This window comes from Streptomyces sp. NPDC033136 (assembly GCF_055578235.1).
Genome location: NZ_JBVIPD010000009.1, coordinates 261,077 through 276,972, shown reverse-complemented (window position 1 = coordinate 276,972; position 15,896 = coordinate 261,077). Strand labels below are relative to the sequence as shown.

Here is a 15,896-nt window from a genome sequence, read left to right as displayed (position 1 = left end):
ACACGGCCGGTCGTTGGGTACCGCGTGAGGCACGTACAAGGGCGCGCGCGGCGCGCGAGGGCCGCGCTGGCCGCCGTAGTGACATGGGCAGGGCTCCTCACCGGAGCCACCGGCTGTACCTCGGACGACTTCCGCGGGGTCGCTGGGGCGTTCGGCGCGCCCCCGGCGCCCGAGGAGGTCATCAAGGTCTCGCCCGGCGACGGCAGCAGGGGTGTGCGCCCCGGCAGGAAGCTGCGGGTGCGCGTGCCCGACGGCCGCCTGGAGTCGGTGAAGGTCGTCAGGTCAAAGGACGCGCAGGAGACCCGGGTACCCGGACGCGTCTCCGCCGACGGACTGACTTGGGAGCCCGACGAGGAGCGGCTGGCGCTCGCGGCCAAGTACACGATCGACGCGGTGGCCGTGGACGGTGACGGACACCGCTCGGCCCGGCACACCACCTTCACGACGTACGTCCCCAAGGAACGTTTCATCGGGTACGTCGCCCCGGAGAACCGCGCCACGGTCGGCACCGGAATGATCGTCTCCCTGGAGTTCAACCGGAAGATCACCCACCGTGCCGCCGTCGAACGCGCGGTGAAGGTCACCGCCCGCCCGGCCGTCGAGATCCGCCCGCACTGGTTCGGCGGCAGCCGCCTCGACTTCCGTCCCGAGCACTACTGGAAACCCGGCACCCAGGTCACCGTCACCCTCCGCCTGCGCAACGTCGAGGGGGCGCCCGGGGTCTACGGACTGCAGCACAAGACGTTCTCCTTCACGGTCGGCCGCAGCCAGATCTCCGTGGTCGACGCCGCCGCGCACTCGATGGAGGTCCGGCGCGACGGCGAGCCGCTCGCCACCGTGCCGGTCACGGCCGGCGCCCCGAAAACGACCACGTACAACGGGAAGATGGTGGTGACCGAGATGCTCGACGTCACCCGGATGGACGGTGCCACGGTCGGCTTCAAGAAGCGCGACGGCAAGGGCGAGTACGACATCCCGGACGTCCCGCACGCCATGCGTCTGACCTACTCCGGCACCTTCCTGCACGGCAACTACTGGGCACACCACTCCGTCTTCGGCCGTACCAACGTCAGTCACGGCTGCGTCGGACTGCGCGATGTGAAGGGCGGCGGCTCGGACACCCCGGCCGGCTGGTTCTTCGACCGAAGCCTCATCGGGGACGTCGTCGAGGTGGTCAACAGCAAGGACAAAAAGGTCTCTCCCGACAACGGGCTCGGAGGTTGGAATATGGGCTGGAACGCATGGAAGGCGGGCAGTGCGGTGAAGTAGCCCGACACAGGGGTGGATTGACCCCGCGTTCCGTTGGGACCGAACAGTGACAATCGCGGGCCGTCGGTGCCGTGCGACCTGTGGTTACTATTCGCCGGTGCGCGGGGGACACGCGCAGGGGTGCGGGCCCGACCAGGGCCCGGGGAGGGGAGAACCACTTGAACGGGCGACCGATATCGGGGGCGTCGGTTGGACGCGGTAACGGACTGTTCGCGCTGATACTCGGCGCGCTGCTCCTCGCCGTCACGGCGTGCGGCGGCGGGGGCACCGGACCCGGGGCCGGCGGGGGCAGTGTCAAGGGCAAGGACTCGGGCAGCGCGCAGAGCAAGCAGTCCGAGGCCGTCGTCAGCATCACTCCCAAGGACGGCGCCAAGTCCGTCGAGACCAGCGGTGCCCTGAAGGTCACCGCCGCGAAGGGGAAGCTGACCGAGGTCGAGGTCAAGGACACCAAGGGCAGGAAGATAGCCGGTGCGATATCCGGCGACGGCGCCACCTGGACGCCGTCGACCCACCTGGCCTCCGCCACCACGTACACGGTCCATGCGGTCGCCGAGGACTCCGAGGGCCGCACGGCCGCGGAGGACGCCGGCTTCACCACGCTGACCCCGAAGAACACCTTCATCGGCACCTTCACTCCCGAGGACGGCTCCAAGGTCGGGGTCGGAATGCCGTTCTCCATCCGCTTCTCGCGGGGCATCACCCACCCGGACGACGTCGAGAAGGCCATCCGCGTCACGACGGAACCGGCCGTGGACGTCGAGGGCCACTGGTTCGGCAATGACCGGCTCGACTTCCGCCCCGAGAAGTACTGGAAGCCCGGCACCAAGGTGACCGTCGACCTCGCCCTCGACGGCGTCGAGGGGCGCCCCGGCGTCTACGGCGAGCAGGACAAGAAGGTCGAGTTCACCATTGGCCGCAACCAGGTCTCGGTCGTCGACGCCAAGAAGCTCACCATGAAGGTCATGCGCGACGGCAAGGTCATCAAGACCATCCCGGTCACCACCGGCAAGCCCGGCATGGAGACCTGGAACGGCCAGATGGTCATCAGCGAGATGCTCACGGTGACCCGGATGAACGGCGACACCGTCGGCTACGGCGGCGAGTACGACATCAAGGACGTCCCGCACGCCGTCCGCCTGACCACCTCCGGCACCTTCCTGCACGGCAACTACTGGGCGAGCGGCGCCTTCGGCAACTACAACGCCAGCCACGGCTGCATCGGCCTGCGCGACGTGCGCGGCGGCTGGGACAAGAAGGTGCCGGCCGCGTGGTTCTTCAACCACTCGATGGTCGGCGACGTGGTGGTCGTCAAGAACTCCCAGGACCGGATCGTCGCCCCGGACAACGGGCTCAACGGCTGGAACATGTCGTGGGAGAAGTGGAAGAAGTAGCTCCGATCTGAACGTCTCCGACGAGGCCCTGGTGCGACAGACCGCACCGGGGCCTCTGCCGTTGGTTTCCGTGCCGTGTCCGCCCCGGCCGGATGTGACCCACCGCACCCGTACGACACCCGTTGGCCCCCGTGCTGTGCCTGCCTGGGGGCAACCCCCAGACCCCCGGCCGGATGTGACCCACCGCACCCGTACGACACCCGTTAGCCCCCGTTAACCTGCTGCCTATGACCGTCTCTCTCGAAGTCGCTGAAGGCGTCGGCACGCTCCGTCTCGACCGCCCGCCCATGAACGCGCTGGACATCGCCACCCAGGACCGGCTGAAGGAACTCGCCGAGGAGGCCACGCGCCGCGACGACGTGCGGGCCGTGGTGGTCTACGGCGGCGAGAAGGTGTTCGCGGCCGGCGCGGACATCAAGGAGATGCAGGCGATGGACCACACCGCCATGATCCTGCGCGCCCGCGCCCTGCAGGACTCGTTCACGGCGGTGGCCCGCATCCCCAAGCCGGTCGTCGCCGCCGTGACGGGTTACGCGCTGGGCGGCGGCTGTGAGCTCGCGCTGTGCGCGGACTACCGCATCGCCGGCGAGAACGCCAAGCTCGGCCAGCCGGAGATCCTGCTCGGCCTGATCCCCGGCGCGGGCGGCACCCAGCGCCTCGCCCGCCTGGTCGGCCCTTCCAGGGCCAAGGACCTCATCTTCACCGGCCGGATGGTCAAGGCCGGCGAGGCGAAGGAGATCGGCCTGGTCGACCGGGTCGTGCCCGCCGACGAGGTGTACGCGCAGGCGCACGCCTGGGCCGCGAAGCTGGCGCAGGGCCCGGCCCTCGCGCTGCGCGCCGCCAAGGAGTCGATCGACACGGGCCTGGAGACGGACATCGACACGGGCCTCGCGATCGAGCGGAACTGGTTCGCAGGCCTGTTCGCCACCGAGGACCGCGAGCGCGGGATGCGCAGCTTCGTGGAGGAGGGACCGGGCAAGGCGAAGTTCCTGTGAACCACCCTTCAGGGGCTTTCGATTGACGCGGCGTCCGACCCGCGTCCCCCGATGGGGCGGTTTACGGCAGCCTTAAGGCAACCTTAAGCGCGTCGGAGCGAGTGGATCCGTCGATTCCCCGGAATGTGCCGTTCCAGCAGGTCGGAGGGGGCGCTGACAACGCCGAAGTACCCCTGGCATATGACGGACGGCGGCCGGTTCAGGGTACGTTCCCCGGGTCGTATTACCCGGGAACGGCCCCGTCGGACGCCCCGGGCGGCCATGATGGGGGGCATGGCGGGGCTGGAGGGTATGGAACAGCCGCGGGGGCACGCTCATGCGGCCGCGGCGCGCTGGTCGCCGACCGTCGAGGACGAACACGCCCTCAAGGCGCTCGAGTTATACGGCAACCCGACGGAGGCAGAGGTCTCCCTGCCGTCCCGTCCCGAGTCCGCGGCCATCGCCCGGCGCCTCACCCAGGTCGTGGTCCTGCGCCACTGGGGACTCACCCCCAAGATGACGGAGGACGCCGTCCTGCTCGTCTCCGAACTGGTCGGCAACGCCGTACGCCACACCGGCGCCCGCGTCTTCGGCCTCCGCCTGCACCGGCGCCGCGGCTGGATCCGCGTCGAGGTCCGCGACCCCTCCCGGGGGCTGCCCTGCCTGATGCCGGTCCAGGAACTGGACATCAGCGGCCGGGGCCTGTTCCTCGTCGACAAGCTGGCCGACCGCTGGGGCGTCGATCTGCTGCCCCGGGGCAAGACCACCTGGTTCGAGATGCGGGTGGCCGACCGCTGAGCGTGCGCGCTGCCTCACCCGGCCGCCGGACGGCCGAATCCCGGGATTTCGTCAGAAACACCCCTTGAATGGTGCGATGCACCGCCATCTCGTCAAGAGCGCCCTCGTCGCGGGGGCCGCCCTCGCCGTCCTCACCGCCTGCGGCACCCCGAGCGGGGAGCGGACCGCCGAGGCCCGCGGCACCGAGGCCGCCGTGCCCGCCCCGCCCGAGAAGAAGCCCGTCGAGGGCCTGCCCGGCATGCCGCCCGTCCTCGACCCCGAGGACGTGTACGCGGCCGACCGCCCCGGCAACCTGTCGCCCGTGGTCAAGGACTTCCCGTCCCGCGTCTACGTCCCCAACACCGAGTCCGACACGGTCTCCGTCATCGACCCGAAGACGTACGAGATCATCGAGACGATCCCCGTGGGCCGGCAGCCCCAGCACGTCGTGCCCTCCTGGGACCTGAAGACGCTCTGGGTCAACAACAACCGCGGCCACACCCTCACCCCGATCGACCCCAGGACCGGCAAGGCCGGCAAGGAGGTCGAGGTCCACGACCCCTACAACCTCTACTTCACGCCCAACGGCAGGTACGCCGTCGTCATGGCCTCCCTCGACCGCGAGCTGGTCTTCCGCGACCCGCACACCATGAAGATCAAGAAGACGGTCCCGGTCTCCTGCTACGGCGTGAACCACGCCGACTTCTCCCTCGACGGACGCTACTTCATCGTCTCCTGCGAGTTCAGCGGCGAGCTGCTCAAGGTCGACACCGAGAAGATGGAGGTCGTCGGCCAGCAGCGGCTGCCGTTCGAGGGCGCCATGCCGCAGGACGTGAAGATCTCGCCCGACGGCAGGAAGTTCTACATCGCCGACATGATGGCCCACGGCATGTGGGTCCTGGACGGCGACACGTTCACCGAGCCCACCCTGATGCCCACCGGCAAGGGCTGCCACGGCCTCTACGTCAGCCGCGACTCCCGCGAGATGTACGTGTCCAACCGCGGCGAGGGCACGATCTCCGTCTTCGACTTCACCCAGGACAAGCTGACCAAGAAGTGGGAGCTGCCCGACGGCGGCAGCCCCGACATGGGCGGCGTCTCCGCCGACGGCAAGGTGCTGTGGCTGTCCGGCCGCTACGACGCCGAGGTGTACGCCATCGACACCCGCACCGGCACCCAGCTCGCCCGTATCCCGGTCGGCAGCGGCCCGCACGGCCTCGCGGTCTACCCGCAGCCCGGCCGCTACTCGCTCGGCCACACGGGCATCTTCCGGTGACGGTCATCCGCCGTTCCCGGGGCGGCAGTTGACGCGCCCCTGTCCGGGTGAGGACCCCAAGAGCAGCACCTCCGAGCCCACGGGCCGGTAGCCGGCCGCCTGGAACGCCCGCAGGCTACGGGCGTTCCCGGGTGCCACCTGCGCCCACACCGGCGCGCCCAGGGCCAGATGCCGCGCCGCCGCCACCAGCCGCCGCCCCAGCCCCCGGTGCCGAGCCTCCTCGGGGACCTCGACCGAGACCTCCCACCGCCCGGCCACTCCGCGGCCGAGGACGAGCACCCCGCCCTCCGCCGTCCAGACCCGCACGTCGTCACGTCGCCGGAGGGCGGAGAGAACGCGGGGATGGCCGGGATCGTGGATCTCCGTCAACGCGAGCGGAGGCTCCCCGGGCAGCGGCGCACCGGTCAGCAGCACGTCGATCGTGTCGGACGCGCGGCCCGCCCGGTCCATCAGTGCCGTCAGGAAGCGGGCGTTCATCGTGGCCGCGAGCCGGTCGCAGTCGGTCCCGGCCAGCGTCCGGCGCGTCCAGTCCGGATCCTCGTCCGTGAAGACGACCGAGTGAGCCGTGAAGGCGATGACCCCGGCGTCCCGGGCGGAGGGCTGGCTCACGATCGTCGTCCCACCGTCGGCCGGCGGGAAGACGCCCCGCGCCGCCGCGTCGAGAATGTCCCGCAAAGTCGCCGCCACCGAGACCTCCTTGAGTCTCCACCCACTGGAAGGCACAGACTCCCAGACATGACAGACGACGGCACCGGACTGCTCACCATCGGCGCACTGGCCCGGGCCACCGGGCTGACCGTGCGCACCATCCGGTACTGGTCCGACGAGGGCGCGCTGCCCCCGGTGGCCCGGTCCGCGGGTGGGTACCGGCTGTACGACGCGGCGTCCGTGGCGCGGCTGGAACTGATCCGGACCCTGCGCGAACTCGGCCTCGGCCTTGCGGACGTCCGCCGGGTCCTGGCCGGGGAGACGGCGGTCGCGCAGGTCGCCGCCTCGCACGTGGTCGCGCTGGACGCGCAGATCCGGTCGCTGAAGGTGACCCGGGCGGTGCTGTCGACGGTCGCGAAGCGGGGTTCCGACGCGGAGGAGATGACCCTCATGAACAGACTGGCACGACTGTCGGCGGCCGAGCGGCGGCGCATCCTGGAGGAGTTCGTCGACGAGGTCTTCCACGGACTGGACACGGCGGACCCGGTCATCCGTGAGCGGATGCGCGACACCGCCGCCGACCTGCCCGAGGAGCCCACGCCCGAGCAGGTGGACGCCTGGCTGGAGTTGGCCGAGATGCTCCAGGACCCGGACTTCCGGGCCGAGATGCGCAAGGTCGCCGAGTTCAACGCGGCCGACCGCGGTCATGACACACCCGCCGGGGCGTCCCTGTGGTTCTCCCGGCGGCTGGTCCGACTGGGCGCCGAGGCCCGCGAGCGCGGTATCGCCCCGGAGTCGCCGGACGCGGACCGGGTGCTGCGCGACCTGCTGGGCGACGCCGATCCCGCCGCCGTGCTGGAACGGCTGCGGTCGCACGCCACCGACCGGGTGGCCCGTTACCGCGAGTTGCTCGCCCTCGTGAAGGGCACCGGCCCCGAGGGGGCGTACCGCGAGGAGTTCTCGTGGGTGGTCGCCGCGCTGGAGGTGCGCGCCGCCGGTTAATCTGACCTGCGTCAGTACGACGTACAGCACGAGATGAGGGGCGGACCGGTGGCGGACATCGAGGAAGCACGCAAGCAGTTCGAGCGGATCGATACGGACGGTGACGGATTCATCACCGCTGCCGAGTTCAAGACCGCCCTGGCCCGATCGGGTGACTGGAACGTCACCGAGTCGGTCGCCGAGGTCGTCATCAAGACCCGCGACCTGGACGGTGACAAGCAGCTGAGCTTCGACGAGTTCTGGGCCTACCTGAACAAGTAACGAGAAGCAGGGGGGCGTCCGCACCGCAGCGAAGGGGCCCGGTCCACGGACCGGGCCCCTCGCCGTGCCCGGCACCAGGAACGGGCCGCCCGCGCCGCGGGTCGCCCCTGGTCACGCAGACATGACCAGGCGCCACCCGATGCACGGAAGGGCGCGGCGAGGACATGAGGTCGGCACATCGGAGCGGGCGGCATCGGCGGAGATCTCACCCGGCGGCTCACCCTCCTCGGTCACGACGTGTCCGTCGCCGACTCCCCGGGGCCGCACACGCTCACGGCCCTGGCGGAGGCGCCCCCGGACCAGCCCGGCGTCCCGCGCCCGCTTCGTCTGGGCGGCCAGCCTGGGGTTGACGTAGGAACGCCCCTCGGTCGCCTTGACGAAGACGAAGGAGAGGCCGTCGGTGGAGCACGAGGAGGACTGGTACGCGCTCACATCGATGCCGCGCAGCATGGGGGGTCTCCCTGAAGTGCTGGTGGGGAAGGGAGCTGATGCCCCCAAGATTGGCACGGCCCGCCGCGGACCGACGTGGAAAACTCAACTTCGGTCAATCCTGGGAGGGGCGCCGGTCATCGGTGCGCTGATCCCGTCGAGCCGGCGCCGCAGCTTGACCGGGAAGGTGTCCGAGGACTCGTCCGGGCGGTCCACGAACCGCGCGCCCAGATCGGCGGCCGTGGCCTCGCTCCAGGCGGTCGGCCGGGAGAGGGTCAGCACTCGATGATGTTGACGGCCAGCCCGCCCCGCGCGGTCTCCTTGTACTTCACCGACATGTCGGCGCCCGTGTCCTTCATCGTCTTGATGACCTTGTCCAGGGACACCTTGTGGGAGCCGTCGCCGCGCAACGCCATGCGGGCGGCGGTGACGGCCTTGACCGCGGCCATGCCGTTGCGTTCGATGCAGGGGATCTGGACCAGGCCGCCGACCGGGTCGCAGGTGAGGCCGAGGTTGTGCTCCATGCCGATCTCGGCGGCGTTCTCGACCTGTTCGGGAGAGCCGCCGAGGACCTCGGCGAGGGCGCCCGCGGCCATGGAGCAGGCGGAGCCGACCTCGCCCTGGCAGCCGACCTCGGCGCCGGAGATGGAGGCGTTCTCCTTGAAGAGCATGCCGATCGCGCCCGCGGCGAGCAGGAAGCGGACCACGCCCTCTTCCTTCTCTTCCTCGGAGGCGGAGCCCGCCGCGAAGTTGACGTAGTAGTGCAGGACCGCCGGGATGATGCCGGCCGCGCCGTTGGTGGGGGCGGTGACGACCCGGCCCCCGGCCGCGTTCTCCTCGTTGACCGCCATCGCGTAGAGGGTGATCCACTCCATGGCGAGGGCCAGCGGCTCGCCCTCCGAGCGGAGCTTGCGCGCGGTGTTGGCGGCGCGGCGGCGCACCTTCAGGCCGCCCGGCAGGATGCCCTCGCGGGACATGCCGCGCGCCACGCACGCCTCCATGACCCGCCAGATCTCCAGCAGGCCCTCGCGGATCTCCTCCTCGGTGCGCCAGGCCCGCTCGTTCTCCAGCATCAGGGCCGAGATGGACAGGCCGGTCTCCCGGGCCATGCGCAGCAGCTCGTCACCCGTGCGGAAGGGGTACTTCAGCACGGTGTCGTCGAGCGTGATGCGGTCGGCGCCGACCGCGTCCTCGTCGACGACGAAGCCGCCGCCGACCGAGTAGTAGGTCTTGGTCAGCAGTTCCGCGCCCGCGGCGTCGTACGCCCACAGGGTCATGCCGTTCGCGTGGTACGGCAGGGTCTTGCGGCGGTGCAGGACCATGTCGTCGTCGAGGGAGAACGCGATCTCGTGCTCGCCCAGCAGCCTCAGCCGGCCGTCGGACCTGATCGACTCCACCCGCTCGTCGGCCGTCTCCACGTCCACCGTGCGCGGCGAGTCGCCCTCCAGGCCGAGCAGCACCGCCTTGGGCGTGCCGTGGCCGTGCCCGGTCGCGCCGAGCGAGCCGTAGAGCTCCGCGCGGACCTTCGCGGTCGGCTCCAGCAGCTCCTCGTTGCGCAGCCGCCGGGCGAACAGCCCCGCAGCCCGCATCGGGCCGACGGTGTGCGAGCTGGACGGGCCGATGCCGATCGAGAACAGGTCGAAGACCGAGATGGCCACGGGGAACTCCTGACTACGGGGGTGGTGCAAGGAGGCAGGGCGCCCCGCCCACGCGGGGCGGGGCGCCCTGGAGGGTTTCTTCGTTACGCGTTCAGACCCGCGTACAGCGGGTGCTTGTCGGCCAGGGACTTCACCCGGGCCTTGAGCGCCTCGGCGTCGTAGGACGACTTCAGCGCCTCGGCGATGACGTCCGCGACCTCCGCGAAGTCCTCGGCCTGGAACCCCCGGGTGGCCAGGGCCGGCGTGCCGATCCGGAGCCCGGACGTCACCATCGGCGGACGGGGGTCGTTCGGGATCGCGTTGCGGTTGACCGTGATGCCCATCTCGTGGAGGCGGTCCTCGGCCTGCCGGCCGTCCAGCTCCGAGTGGCGCAGGTCGACCAGGACCAGGTGCACGTCCGTGCCGCCGGACAGGACGTCCACGCCCACGGCCCGGACGTCGTCCTTCACCAGACGCTCGGCCAGGATGCGGGCGCCCTCCAGCGTACGGCGCTGGCGCTCCTTGAAGTCCTCCGAGGCCGCGACCTTGAAGGCGACCGCCTTGGCCGCGATCACGTGCTCCAGCGGGCCGCCCTGCTGACCGGGGAAGACAGCGGAGTTGATCTTCTTGGCCAGTTCGGCCGTGGAGAGGATCACACCGCCGCGCGGGCCGCCCAGCGTCTTGTGCGTGGTCGTGGTCACCACGTGCGCGTGCGGCACCGGGTTCGGGTGCAGCCCCGCCGCGACGAGCCCGGCGAAGTGCGCCATGTCGACCATCAGGTACGCGCCGACCTCGTCCGCGATCCGGCGGAACGCGGCGAAGTCCAGCTGCCGCGGGTAGGCCGACCAGCCCGCGACGATCAGTTTGGGCCTGGACTCCTTCGCCAGCCGCTCGACCTCGGCCATGTCGACCCGGCCGTCGTCGCCGACGTGGTAGGCGACGACGTCGTACAGCTTGCCGGAAAAGTTGATCTTCATGCCGTGGGTCAGGTGCCCGCCGTGCGCGAGGTTCAGACCCATGATGGTGTCGCCCGGCTTGAGCAGCGCGAACATCGCGGCCGCGTTGGCCTGGGCGCCCGAGTGCGGCTGGACGTTGGCGTGCTCGGCGCCGAACAGTTCCCTGATGCGGTCGATCGCGATCTGCTCGACCACGTCGACGTGCTCGCAGCCGCCGTAGTAGCGGCGGCCCGGGTAGCCCTCGGCGTACTTGTTGGTGAGGACCGAGCCCTGCGCCTCCATGACCGCGACTGGAGCGAAGTTCTCCGAGGCGATCATCTCGAGCGTGGACTGCTGGCGGCGCAGCTCGGCGTCGACCGCGGCGGCGACGGCCGGGTCGAGTTCGTGCAGGGGGGTGTTCAGGACGGACATACGGCTACGACTCCTCAGCCGGCGGAGAAGGCGGTGTACTCGTCGGCGGAGAGCAGGTCGCCCGGCTCGTCCGTGACGCGCACCTTGAACAGCCAGCCGCCCTCGAAGGGGGCCGAGTTCACCAGCGACGGGTCGTTCACGACGTCCTCGTTGACCTCGGTGACCTCACCGGAGACCGGCGAGTACAGGTCGGACACCGACTTGGTCGACTCCAGCTCGCCGCAGGTCTCGCCCGCGGACACCGTGTCACCGACCTCGGGGAGCTGGACGAACACGACGTCACCGAGCGCGTTGGCCGCGTGCTCCGTGATGCCGACCGTCGAGACGCCGTCCTCGGCGGTCGACAGCCACTCGTGCTCCTTGCTGTAGCGCAGCTGCTGGGGGTTGCTCATGGCCTGAATTCTCCTGTACGCACGGGAATGCTGTTGACGGGGACTGCTGGTGAGCTGGGACGCAGGACGACGAGGGCGCTTGCGCGGCCCCCGGCCAGTGTCTACTTCCGCCGCTTGTAGAACGGCAGCGCCACGACCTCGTACGGCTCGTGACTGCCCCGGATGTCCACGCCCACGCCGGGCGTTCCGGCGGCGGCGTGCACGGCGTCGACGTAGGCCATGGCGATCGGCTTGCCGAGGGTGGGGGAGGGGGCACCGGAGGTGACCTCGCCGATCACCGCGCCGCCGGCGACGACCGCGTACCCGGCGCGCGGCACCCGGCGGCCCTCGGCGACGAGCCCGACCAGGACGCGCGGCGGGTTCTGCTCGGCCCGGGCGGCGGCTTCGCGCAGGGCCTCGCGCCCCACGAAGTCGCCCTCCTTCTCGAACTTCACCACCCGGCCGAGCCCGGCGTCGAAGGGCGTCAGGGAGGTGCTCAGCTCGTGCCCGTACAACGGCATGCCCGCCTCCAGGCGCAGCGTGTCGCGGCAGGACAGCCCGCACGGGACCAGGCCGGCGCCCTCGCCCGCCTCGGTCAGCGCCTGCCACAGCTCGACCGCGTGCTCCGGCTTCACGAACAGCTCGAAGCCGTCCTCGCCGGTGTAGCCGGTCCGGGCGATCAGGGCCGGGACGCCGGCGACGGTGCCGGGGAGACCGGCGTAGTACTTCAGGCCGTCGAGGTCGGCGTCGGTGAGGGACTTCAGGATCCCCGGCGACTCGGGGCCCTGTACGGCGATCAGCGCGTAGGCGTCCCGGTCGTCGCGCACCTCGGCGTCGAAACCGGCGGCGCGCTCGGTCAGCGCGTCCAACACCACCTGGGCGTTGGAGGCGTTGGCGACGACCATGAACTCCGTCTCGCCCAGCCGGTAGACGATCAGGTCGTCGAGGATGCCGCCGTCGGCCCGGCAGATCATGGTGTAGCGGGCGCGGCCGGGCTTGACGCCGCCGATGTTTCCGACGAGCGCGAAGTCGAGCAGGGCGGCGGCCTGCGGACCGGTGACGGTGATCTCGCCCATGTGGGAGAGGTCGAAGAGCCCGGCCCTCGTGCGCACGGCGGTGTGCTCGTCGCGCTCGGAGCCGTAGCGCAGGGGCATGTCCCAGCCGGCGAAGTCGGTCATCGTCGCACCGAGCGAACGATGCACGGCATCGAGCGCGGTGTGACGGAGTTCTCCTGTACTGCTCACGGTCGGTCGTCTCCCAGGGCAAATGGGTGTCCCTCCCGCGCGGGCGAAGCCGAGCGTGGGGGAGGGCGAGGGCGTTCCTCCCCATCTGTCATCGGAACCTGAGAGGTTCGCCATGACCGCGCGGGGCCATGGCTTGCACCTTGGGTGGAGCCACGCCCGTCGTCTCGACGACAGGGGGCGGCCCGCTTTTCAGATGTGCCTCGTCCGCGCGGTAACGGGGCCTGAGAGATTCAAGGGAGGGACTTGCTCCTTCGGCGCCCCAGCGTCAGCGGTGCTGGGAACTCTCCCGCGCGGATTCAAACGGCCGGTATGCAGTTGGCGCGCACATCATTGCACGCATCCTTCCGGCGCGGCAGGGGGACCTTTCACAGGGAGTGCACGAGTCCCGCGCGCCGGACACAGTTACCTGTAGCAGCCCTGTTGCAGGACGAGAACGGAAAAGAGAGGCCTGCGGCATTACCGTCTCTTTACGCTCGGCGGGGATGGGACTTCGTACCTGGCCCCAGGGGAGGACGATCAACGGTGAACAGGACCACGGCCTACGCCACGACCACGGGCGTCGCGCTGCCCGAGCAGCCGGCCGCTACCGCCTTGGCGGTTCGCGGCCCGGTCCCGGCGCCGGTCGTCCGCGATCTGCGCGACCGCGCCGGCCGCGGCCCGCACGCGCTGCTGTTCGGCCCCCGCGACCTCGTCGTGGTCACGGGCCTGCCCGGCAGCGGCAAGTCCACGCTGATGCGGCGCACCGTGCCGGGACCGCGCATCGACTCCCAGGACACCCGCGACCGCTGGGAGCACCGCATGCCGCGCTTCCTGCCGTACGCCGTCTACCGGCCGCTCGTCCGTCTCGCCCACTACGCCGGGCTGCGCCGCGCCCTGCGCTCCGGCGAAGGGATCGTCGTGCACGACTGCGGCGCCCAGGCCTGGGTCCGCCGCTGGCTGGCCCGTGAGGCCCGGCGCCGCGGCGGCACCCTGCACCTGCTCCTCCTCGACGTCACCCCCGAACAGGCCCTGGCCGGCCAGCGCGACCGGGGCCGGGGCGTCTCCCGCTACGCGTTCCTGCGCCACCGCGCGGCCACCACCCGCCTCATCCGCTCCGTGGAACAGGGCGAACTCCCCACCGGCTGCGCCTCGGCCGTCCTGGCCGACCGCGACGCGGCGAACACCCTGCGCCGGATCGCCTTCCCGGGCTGACCGCCCCCGCCTGGGCCGGGTGCCGTCCGTGTGGGCTGGGTGCCTGGGTCCGGGTGGCGGTTCCGTGGGCTGGGCGCCCGCCGGGCAACGTCCTCGCGGGCTGGGCGCCCTGCCAGGGTGCCGTTTCCGTGGGCTGGTCGCCGATTCCGGGTGGCGGTTCCGTGGGCTGGGCGCCCGGGCCGGGCACCGTTCTGGCGGGTTGGGTGCCTGGGCGCGGGGGTCCCGCCCCCGCGCCCACCACGCCGGACCCCCGAGCCGCTAGCCTTTTGGGCCACAGCAGTGGTTTCAGGCAGGCGGTAGGCAGATGGACTTCCCAGCGGACTTCTCCGCGGACTTTCCGGCGCAGACGCAGACACACCCGCACGGCGGCTGGCCCGGCAACGAGCTCGAGGAGGTGCTCTCGGCCTCCCTCGGTGCCGGACCGGCGGCCGGCGGGCGGATCGTCGAGGTGCTCGGGCGGAGCGTCGTGTGGATCCCGCTGCCCAGCGGCGGCGGTCCCCGGAGCGGCCCCCTCGACCTGCCCGGCATCGAGATCGAGGGCCAGGCGTACGTACCGGTGTTCAGCTCCGAGGAGCAGTTCCGCCAGGTCGTCGGCTCGCACATGTCGTACACCATCGCCCCCGCCGTGGAGTTCGCCCGCGGCCTGCCCCCGCACGCGGGGATAGCCGTGAACCCGGGCGGCGTCGTGGGCATCCCGCTGCCGCCGCCCGCCGTGGCCGAGCTGTGCCGGGCCGGCCGGACCCCGCTGGACGGCTCCGCGAGCGGCGGTCGCGTCCGCCTCTTCGAACCCGACTGGCAGGACGACCCGGTGGACTTCCTCGCCGCTGCCTCCGCCGAGTTCGAGGCGACCGGCGTCGTCGTCACCGCCCGCCGCTGCCTCGCGGCGATCGAGACCGCCGACCCCGTGATGTTCGTGGGCGTCGAACTCTCCCAGTGGGAAGGCGACCTGCGGGCCCTGCCCCTGGAAGCCCTCACCCGGGCCGTCACCCGGGCACCGGCCCCCTGGCCGGTCAACCTCGTCCTCCTGGACGTGGCGGAGGACCCGGTGGGCGAGTGGATGCGCAACCAGGTCCGGCCCTTCTACCAGCGGTAGGCCCGGCCGCCCGGTCGCGCGGAAGACCGCGCGACCGGCCACACACGACCCGCACCGCACACCGGCACCGGCCTCGAGCTCCGAGGCGGGCTTAAGCTAGGTGCACAGCTGACAACAGGGTGTTGTACGAAGGGGCGATAGCAAAGTGAGCGCTGGCACTGCCGCGGCCGGACAGGTCGAGCACATGCTGCGCCAGGTCACGCCCGGGCGCTACGACGCCTACGAGGCACTCCTGCGCGCGCTCGCGACCCCGCACACCGGCCAGATCTGGATGCTCCTGTGGCACGGTCAGGCCGGCTCCCCCGACGCCCAGTACGGGAACATGGACGTCGACGGCCACGGCTACGCCCCTTGCGTGACCTCCGCCCAGGAGCTCTCCGCCAGCGGCTGGAACCGCAGTTACGAGGTGGTCGACGGGGTCGACGTCGCCCGTGCCCTCTACCCCGACCACTACGGCCTCTGGCTCAATCCGCACGCCCCCGGCGGTGGTGTCGGCATCCCCTGGCTGGACCTGCGCCGGATCGCCACGGGCCTGGACCGCCAGCCCGCGGGGCCGCTGCGGCTGTCCGAACCGGCCATCGAGGTCCCGCAGTTCTACGCCCTGCTCGCGCAGAACGCCCATCGCACCCCGGCCGTCCGCTCGCTGCGCCGCGCCTGGGTGCAGCCCGCGCTCGGTGCGCCGTACCTGGCCATCGGACTGGATGTGTACGACACCTCGCCGCCGGCCGTGGACTCCGTGCGCGCGATGATGCAGCAGTCCCTCGGCGCCGTACCGGACGGACTTCCCGTGTCGACGGTCGCCATGTCCGACGAGCACGACCCGGTCTCCATGTGGCTGCGGGCGAGCGCCCGCCCCTTCTACGACCGCGAGGCCCACGCCACGGCCCCCGTCCAGGCACCGGCCTCGGGCTACGGCTACCCGCCGGTCCAGGGCAGGTACTGAACCCACCCCCGCGGGCCGGCTCG

The 15,896-nt window shown here is 71.3% G+C and carries 16 protein-coding genes, 2 pseudogenes and 1 riboswitch; of the genes and pseudogenes, 11 read left to right on the top strand and 7 right to left on the bottom strand.

Annotation, left to right across the window (positions count from 1 at the left end; translation table 11 throughout):
* Positions 1-24: 24 nt before the first annotated feature.
* The 5 genes from ACZ5TL_RS19710 to ACZ5TL_RS19690 all read left to right on the top strand — a co-directional run bounded on the left by ACZ5TL_RS19710 (position 25) and on the right by ACZ5TL_RS19690 (position 5,687).
* A complete protein-coding gene (locus ACZ5TL_RS19710; RefSeq protein ID WP_468591206.1) occupies positions 25-1,269 on the top strand; it encodes a L,D-transpeptidase in 1,245 nt (414 codons plus the stop codon).
* 158 nt (positions 1,270-1,427) lie between these two features.
* Complete coding sequence (locus ACZ5TL_RS19705; protein WP_468591205.1) at positions 1,428-2,660, top strand: L,D-transpeptidase; 1,233 nt, start codon at positions 1,428-1,430, stop codon at positions 2,658-2,660.
* 227 nt (positions 2,661-2,887) lie between these two features.
* On the top strand, positions 2,888-3,655 hold the full coding sequence (locus tag ACZ5TL_RS19700) for an enoyl-CoA hydratase/isomerase family protein (protein ID WP_468591204.1): 768 nt from the start codon (positions 2,888-2,890) through the stop codon (positions 3,653-3,655).
* Positions 3,656-3,928: 273 nt separating this feature from the next.
* The gene (locus tag ACZ5TL_RS19695) at positions 3,929-4,432 is read left to right on the top strand and encodes an ATP-binding protein (RefSeq protein ID WP_468591203.1); all 504 of its coding nucleotides are present in this window, start codon (positions 3,929-3,931) and stop codon (positions 4,430-4,432) included.
* Positions 4,433-4,508: 76 nt separating this feature from the next.
* Positions 4,509-5,687, top strand: coding sequence for a YncE family protein (locus ACZ5TL_RS19690; RefSeq protein WP_468591201.1), 1,179 nt, complete (start codon positions 4,509-4,511; stop codon positions 5,685-5,687).
* Positions 5,688-5,690: 3 nt separating this feature from the next.
* On the opposite strand, the gene ACZ5TL_RS19685 is transcribed toward ACZ5TL_RS19690, so the two are convergent.
* Entirely contained in the window at positions 5,691-6,374 is a 684-nt protein-coding gene (locus tag ACZ5TL_RS19685) for a GNAT family N-acetyltransferase (protein WP_468591200.1), read from the bottom strand.
* A 48-nt stretch (positions 6,375-6,422) separates the two neighbouring features.
* Here ACZ5TL_RS19685 and ACZ5TL_RS19680 point away from each other — a divergent pair, with 48 nt between their 5' ends.
* The 3 genes and pseudogenes from ACZ5TL_RS19680 to ACZ5TL_RS19670 form a co-directional block, all read left to right on the top strand.
* Positions 6,423-7,337: a helix-turn-helix domain-containing protein gene (locus ACZ5TL_RS19680; RefSeq protein ID WP_468591199.1), complete on the top strand. Its 915-nt coding sequence runs from the start codon at positions 6,423-6,425 to the stop codon at positions 7,335-7,337.
* 48 nt (positions 7,338-7,385) lie between these two features.
* Positions 7,386-7,598, top strand: a complete 213-nt coding sequence (locus tag ACZ5TL_RS19675) for an EF-hand domain-containing protein (protein WP_189727755.1) — start codon at positions 7,386-7,388, stop codon at positions 7,596-7,598.
* 177 nt (positions 7,599-7,775) lie between these two features.
* Positions 7,776-7,890: pseudogene (locus ACZ5TL_RS19670) on the top strand (NADP oxidoreductase); the annotation flags it as partial.
* Here the strand turns inward: ACZ5TL_RS19670 and ACZ5TL_RS19665 are convergent.
* The 6 genes and pseudogenes from ACZ5TL_RS19665 to gcvT form a co-directional block, all read right to left on the bottom strand.
* Positions 7,890-8,048, bottom strand: a pseudogene (locus tag ACZ5TL_RS19665) (GH25 family lysozyme); the annotation flags it as partial. The pseudogenes ACZ5TL_RS19670 and ACZ5TL_RS19665 overlap by 1 nt on opposite strands.
* Before the next feature lie 84 nt (positions 8,049-8,132).
* Positions 8,133-8,309: a hypothetical protein gene (locus ACZ5TL_RS19660; RefSeq protein ID WP_468591198.1), complete on the bottom strand. Its 177-nt coding sequence runs from the start codon at positions 8,307-8,309 to the stop codon at positions 8,133-8,135.
* On the bottom strand, positions 8,303-9,685 hold the full coding sequence (locus ACZ5TL_RS19655; protein WP_468591196.1) for an L-serine ammonia-lyase: 1,383 nt from the start codon (positions 9,683-9,685) through the stop codon (positions 8,303-8,305). The genes ACZ5TL_RS19660 and ACZ5TL_RS19655 overlap by 7 nt, the downstream gene beginning before the upstream one ends.
* An 83-nt stretch (positions 9,686-9,768) precedes the next feature.
* Complete coding sequence (glyA, locus tag ACZ5TL_RS19650; protein WP_468591195.1) at positions 9,769-11,031, bottom strand: serine hydroxymethyltransferase; 1,263 nt, start codon at positions 11,029-11,031, stop codon at positions 9,769-9,771.
* A gap of 14 nt (positions 11,032-11,045) precedes the next feature.
* Positions 11,046-11,423, bottom strand: coding sequence for a glycine cleavage system protein GcvH (gene gcvH / locus ACZ5TL_RS19645; protein WP_468591193.1), 378 nt, complete (start codon positions 11,421-11,423; stop codon positions 11,046-11,048).
* 101 nt (positions 11,424-11,524) lie between these two features.
* Positions 11,525-12,646, bottom strand: coding sequence for a glycine cleavage system aminomethyltransferase GcvT (gene gcvT, locus ACZ5TL_RS19640; protein ID WP_468591191.1), 1,122 nt, complete (start codon positions 12,644-12,646; stop codon positions 11,525-11,527).
* A gap of 199 nt (positions 12,647-12,845) precedes the next feature.
* Positions 12,846-12,945: riboswitch (glycine riboswitch) on the bottom strand.
* Positions 12,946-13,168: 223 nt separating this feature from the next.
* On the opposite strand from gcvT, the gene ACZ5TL_RS19635 reads away from it, so the two are divergent.
* The 3 genes from ACZ5TL_RS19635 (at position 13,169) to ACZ5TL_RS19625 (ending at position 15,873) form a co-directional block, all read left to right on the top strand.
* Positions 13,169-13,837 carry an AAA family ATPase gene (locus ACZ5TL_RS19635; RefSeq protein ID WP_468591190.1) on the top strand — a complete coding sequence of 223 codons (669 nt, stop codon included), beginning with the start codon at positions 13,169-13,171 and terminating at the stop codon, positions 13,835-13,837.
* Positions 13,838-14,141: 304 nt separating this feature from the next.
* Entirely contained in the window at positions 14,142-14,930 is a 789-nt protein-coding gene (locus tag ACZ5TL_RS19630) for an enhanced serine sensitivity protein SseB (protein WP_468591189.1), read from the top strand.
* Between the two features lie 184 nt (positions 14,931-15,114).
* On the top strand, positions 15,115-15,873 hold the full coding sequence (locus tag ACZ5TL_RS19625; protein WP_468591240.1) for an enhanced serine sensitivity protein SseB C-terminal domain-containing protein: 759 nt from the start codon (positions 15,115-15,117) through the stop codon (positions 15,871-15,873).
* Positions 15,874-15,896 lie beyond the last annotated feature (23 nt).